Here is a 5,643-nt window from a genome sequence, read left to right on the forward strand (position 1 = left end):
CGCCAGTCGCTCATGGGGGAAACCCCCAAGACCGCGCTGGCTCACCTTTTCCCCAGACCCAATGCCGAGTTAAAAATCGTTAACCGAGCAGTATTGAGACCTACCCCATCTCCCTTGTCTCCTTGTCTCCCACCCTGCGGAAAGCTAAAGCTACATCTCCCCAATTCCCAATCATTACTAAATTATTTAGATCAAAGCTTAAGTATATTGTTCTTGACGTGTAAACTTTGACAAATAGTATGTTTAAAGGACATTGCCAGAACATGAAAAAAATAACTGCTGTGATGCTAGTAAGTATGACTATGACTGTGGGGATGGAAGGGTTGAGACCTAAAGTCGCTAATGCCCAATTATTTTATCCACCAGCGAGCGATCGCCATTCATTAATGGTAATGGGTCAAGGACTAGTAAGAGTACCAGCGGATACAGCGGATATTGAATTGGTATTCAGCAATAAAGATAGTAATGAAGAATTACAAACGCAACCATCAACACTATCCCAAGTCCCTGGAAGAACTTTATCACTTCTCTCATTAAATGGCAAAACATCAATCGGACAAAATCCACTTACACCTGCTTTAGAAAACAAACAATCCTTAACTAAAGCAACTCTCCAGCCAATAGTTAATAGCTTAATTGCCAATGGAATCAGTGCTGATAAAATTCAAGTAAAAGTTAACAATAGTTCCAGTGAAAATAATGCCAAAATAGTAGTGAGAGTGGAAAAACCAACCCGCGATCGCATTCAGGAAATTGTTGGCGCAGCGAATCAAGCAAGCAGCAAAATTGAAAACTTAAGTATCAATAACGTCGGCGTCGAATATGCAGTTAATGATTGCCAAGCTTTGCAAAATTCGGTTTATCAATCAGCAATCAAAGACGCTCAAAGTCGCGCTCAGGCTTTAGCAAGTGCTATGGGTGTTAAACTTGGTGCGGCTTCTGTAGCCGAGCCATTTTACACCTTATTCTATCCTTCGTGTAATTCCAAATCTGGAGTTACTTTACCGTCTTTTGCTAGTTTTTTATTGACACCAACCTACGATCCTGATGCTCCAGCAGAAGTAGAGATGAAAAAGGATATTTATGTAACATTTACAGTTAAATAAGTATTTTTATTAACTACGATCGCATTGAAGTTAGCCTGAAAGGTGAAAGTGCGATCGTAGTATATTCCAACAAGAAAATATAGGGTTTTTATATTATTCTATTTTTTTGTTTATAAATTCATCTAAAAATAAAATATCCACTTTAGCTGAGATTCAATAAGTAATTTTCAACTTTAACAATGAAAAAACTCCAGAAATGTTTGATGACAAATCTGGAGTCAGGAAAGATACGCATTTACCTATATCAATTTTTTCCATGAATGAATCCTACGTCATCCGGGTATACACTCAAATATTGTAACTTATGTCTGCTAATACTTCAGAATATTCTTACTTCCTACTCAAATCACTATAGGACTCTGATTTAATTTGTGAATAAAATTCCCTACGCTTTAATCTTCTATAAACCTCTTGCCTACCCACATAGATATAATCACATAGGACTGCTATATCTTTGATTACAACTTAGTATGACTTGCTGTTGTAGTTTTAGTTTACTACCTTCAATGCAAAACAGCCCCAGTTCTGCTGGGGCTATATTGCGAGAGTTGTTTGCTACTGGAAGGAGTACACCAACAAATGATGCTCCGTGTTAGATATAAATAATTCAGTATGCATCTGATTTCAAGCTTGTTTTGGTATATCCGGATGATTTAGAAAATTTTCGTAGCTGTCTCAAAAAGAAACTCCAGATACGCCTATGGCGCTCTGGAGCAGTAACAGGTTTCTAACATAAATAAATTTTTACCTATGCGATCGCTATATGTCGTTAGGGTATATACTCAAATGTATTTTATGTCTCATCAACCCCAAATCGAGCAACAGATTACCTTCTTTTATACCCACGATCTCAATGCATCTACAGAATTTTATGAACAAAAGCTAGGGTTGGAGTTGTGGCTTGACCAAGGTACCTGTCGAATTTACAGTGTTACTGGCTCTGGATACTTGGGATTTTGCCAAGCAAGCGAAACATCAATTCTTTCACCGGAAAACCAATCATGTGTTATTTTTACCTTGGTGACACAGCAGGTGGATGAATGGTTTAAATATCTCCAAGAACGTGGCGTCAAGTTTGAACAGCCACCTACAATGAATAAAAAGTATAATATTTATCACTGCTTTTTACGCGATCCCAGTGGTTACTTGATTGAAATTCAAAGTTTTGAGACTAATGACGAAAAAAGACATAACACTTAGTTATGTCTAGACACTGAATTTACAGGGCAGGATTTGTACAGGTTAGAACTTGCTGATTTACTAGGGTACATGATACAGATTAATACCCTATGGTCATCATCAATGGGCATGTACCTTTTCTTCTACAGAGTTATCAAGGCTGTTTGGGACATTTATGCAGCCAGCCAGTAATTTTTACATTTGTTAACAATTAGCTGCGTAGACATAGCCGTTCTTAGGTATCACTTTTGAATTGTTCATTGCTATATACTCGTTGTTCTAAACATATTTCACATCAAGTTGGGAAAATCACTTACGATTAAAAATTCTTTGCGTAAGAGCGTCTCCCACTCTTTGCGTCATTCTTATCGTCAGTATTTAGGCGAATCTGATATCACGGATTTTTCGGGCTACTTTTTACGCTACATACCTTGGCAATCATGCTGATTCTAGAGTTATTATTTTTAAGTAATTATTAAGATGTTCTCTTAGGGTGACTACATGAGTGCCGTAAGCCTGAAATGGGTAAACACGACATTACAACTCAAAGGTTCAGTAATAAAAGCCATTTACAAAAACGTTTTATGGTGCGGGATTTTTGGATTTTTTGTTTCTATACTTCATTATTTGGATAAGCCTGTATCCCAACCTATTTTAGGTAGCGTTATTCCTAGTATTGTTTTGGGCTTGTTACTTGTTTTTCGGACAAATACTGCTTATGAACGATTTTGGGAAGGGAGGAAATGTTGGGGTTCTATAGTAAATAATGTCCGAAATCTAGCACGGCAAATTTGGGTATCCGTTGACGAAACCTCTCCAGAAGATAAAAATCATAAAATTGCAGCATTAAATTTATTAGTAGCTTTTGCTGTCGCAACTAAAATACACTTGCGTGGAGAACCGATTAATGACGAATTAGAAGAATTAATGTCATCTAGTAAATATGTGAAGCTAAAAATTATGAATAATCCTCCTATAGAAGTAGCTTTTTGGATAGGAGATTATTTACAGCAACAATACAATCATCATTGTATCAATAGCTACCAATTAACTTCAATGCAAGAATTATTGAATAATCTTGTGGATAATTTAGGTGCTTGCGAACGGATTTTAAAAACCCCAATGCCACTGGCTTATGCAATTCATCTGAAGCAATTACTGGTACTATATTGTTTTCTACTGCCGTTTCAAATTGTCAATAGCCTGGGTTGGTGGACAGGTATGATTACTGCTTTAGTCGGTTTTACATTGTTTGGCATTGAAGCCATCGGTTTAGAAATAGAAAATCCGTTTGGGTATGATGCTAATGACTTACCCTTAGATGCGATTTGCAAGACAATGAAGCACAACATCGATGATTTAATGAGCTTAACTCCAAATACGCGATCGCCTCAAAATCATCCCACTTATTAACTAAACATTAGTCATTTAATTGACTATTTGCAACCTCACACAAACGAAACAGATAGGGAACTCTAAAAAAAGAAACAACAGCATATCATCGTTGATTGTTGACAGTTCACAGTCAACGGCCAACAGTCAACGTTACATACTAAATTAACTCAGTCATTAATTCAAGTCTCAGTCTATTTCCAGCTGACAAGACTTAACTGATGGCTTGGAGTATTTATTTTTAGCAAACACGTAAGTTAGATTCTTGAGTATTAAGTGCTACTTGTAAGTATTACTTAGTTGCTACTTTTTGTGAGAGTTGACAAAATCTTGAAAACCTTGCCAATATTGGCTTTTAGTCTTGATTTATAGGCAGAAACACAATTTTTCAATCAAATATCTTGTCCTAAAACGTGGACAATTTGAATCTTTACTGTAGAATCAAAACCAACTTCAAACATTTAAAATACGTATTACTTCTGGAGGTAGGATTATTAATCCTTCTAGTAACTTATCAGATGCCAAATTTGCTCCGAAAGCAGACTCCTCAGTCTTGCAAATTTCGGGTGGGCATCCCTTACGAGGTCATGTAAAAATTAGCGGGGCCAAAAATGCAGCTTTGGTCATCATGGCTGGAGCCTTGCTGTGTCCAGGTGATTGTCGCATCCGTAATGTTCCCCTTTTAGCGGATGTAGAGCGTATGGGGCAGGTGTTATCGGCTTTGGGTGTACGCGTGACACGACAAGGTGACATCTTAGACATTAACGCCAGCGAAATTAAAACCTCAAAAGCTCCCTACGAACTAGTTACCCAGTTGAGGGCGAGTTTTTTTGCCATTGGTGCAATTCTGGCAAGACTAGGAGTCGCGCAGATGCCCTTACCAGGTGGTTGTGCCATTGGCGCAAGACCAGTTGACTTGCATGTGCGGGGACTGCAAGCAATGGGAGCTGAAGTGCAGATTGAACATGGTATTTGTAATGCCTACGTTCCTGGTAGCAGTCGCAGGTTAAAAGGAGCGAAGATTTACTTAGATATCGCCAGCGTCGGAGCCACAGAAAACTTGATGATGGCGGCTACGTTAGCAGACGGCGAAACAATTATCGAAAACGCTGCCAGAGAACCAGAAGTAGTTGATTTAGCTAACTTCTGTAACGCGATGGGAGCAAAAATTACTGGGGCGGGGACTAGCAGAATTATCATTGAAGGAGTCCCCAAATTGCATTCTGTTGATTACAGTATTATCCCCGATCGCATTGAAGCAGGAACGTTTTTAGTCGCAGCAGCAATTACTCGCTCCGAACTCACTCTCTCTCCAGTAGCTCCAGAACATCTCATACCAGTGATTGCTAAGCTGCGGGATATTGGAGTCACAATCATTGAGGAAGCCCCAGAACACTTACGTATTCTGCCAGCAGAAACCCTCAAGGCAACAGATATTGAAACCCAATACCATCCAGGTTTTCCCACAGACATGCAAGCGCCGTTTATGGCTTTGCTGACATTGGCTGAAGGCGACAGCGTAATCAACGAATCTGTATTTGAAAATCGCTTGCGTCATGCTTCAGAGTTAAACCGTTTGGGGGCAGATATTCGCGTCAAAGGCAATGCTGCTTTCGTTCGGGGAGTACCCAAGCTATCGGGCGCACCAGTATTAGGCACAGACCTACGAGCCTCAGCAGCCCTAGTCTTAGCAGGACTAGCCGCAGAAGGACAAACCACAATTCAAGGATTACAGCACCTCGATCGCGGCTACGATCGACTTGATGCGAAGTTGCAACAATTAGGCGCTAAAATCCTGCGGGTGGGTGAAGTCTCACCGGATGTGCAAATCCTTCCCAGCGTCAGTAGTCTGTGAAGTTGCAATGCTTTTATCAGGGGATGAGGCAGATGAGGGGGACAAGGTAGACAAGAGACTTCTTGCATAAGTCGGGAAAAGGGGAAGGGGGGGCCCCTGAAGGGGATAAGG

4 protein-coding genes are annotated in these 5,643 nt (G+C 39.7%); all 4 read left to right on the top strand.

Features of this window, described 5'->3' with window-relative positions; all coding sequences use genetic code 11:
• Positions 1-263 precede the first annotated feature (263 nt).
• The gene (locus tag GNE10_RS31555) at positions 264-1,106 is read left to right on the top strand and encodes an SIMPL domain-containing protein (RefSeq protein WP_185569870.1); all 843 of its coding nucleotides are present in this window, start codon (positions 264-266) and stop codon (positions 1,104-1,106) included.
• Between the two features lie 795 nt (positions 1,107-1,901).
• A complete protein-coding gene (locus tag GNE10_RS31560; protein ID WP_185569872.1) occupies positions 1,902-2,306 on the top strand; it encodes a VOC family protein in 405 nt (134 codons plus the stop codon).
• Positions 2,307-2,786: 480 nt separating this feature from the next.
• Positions 2,787-3,698, top strand: a complete 912-nt coding sequence (locus GNE10_RS31565; RefSeq protein WP_185569874.1) for a bestrophin family protein — start codon at positions 2,787-2,789, stop codon at positions 3,696-3,698.
• 472 nt (positions 3,699-4,170) lie between these two features.
• Entirely contained in the window at positions 4,171-5,532 is a 1,362-nt protein-coding gene (gene murA / locus GNE10_RS31570; protein ID WP_185569876.1) for a UDP-N-acetylglucosamine 1-carboxyvinyltransferase, read from the top strand.
• Positions 5,533-5,643 lie beyond the last annotated feature (111 nt).

Source organism: Nostoc sp. 2RC (genome assembly GCF_014222165.1).
GTDB classification, from domain to species: domain Bacteria; phylum Cyanobacteriota; class Cyanobacteriia; order Cyanobacteriales; family Nostocaceae; genus Nostoc; species Nostoc linckia.

Excerpts from the sequence above, each read along its gene's own strand:
- GNE10_RS31555 (WP_185569870.1), top strand. The coding sequence starts at position 264 with ATGAAAAAAATAACTGCTGTGATGCTAGTAAGTATGACTATGACTGTG.
- GNE10_RS31560 (WP_185569872.1), top strand. The coding sequence starts at position 1,902 with ATGTCTCATCAACCCCAAATCGAGCAACAGATTACCTTCTTTTATACC.
- GNE10_RS31565 (WP_185569874.1), top strand. The coding sequence starts at position 2,787 with ATGAGTGCCGTAAGCCTGAAATGGGTAAACACGACATTACAACTCAAA.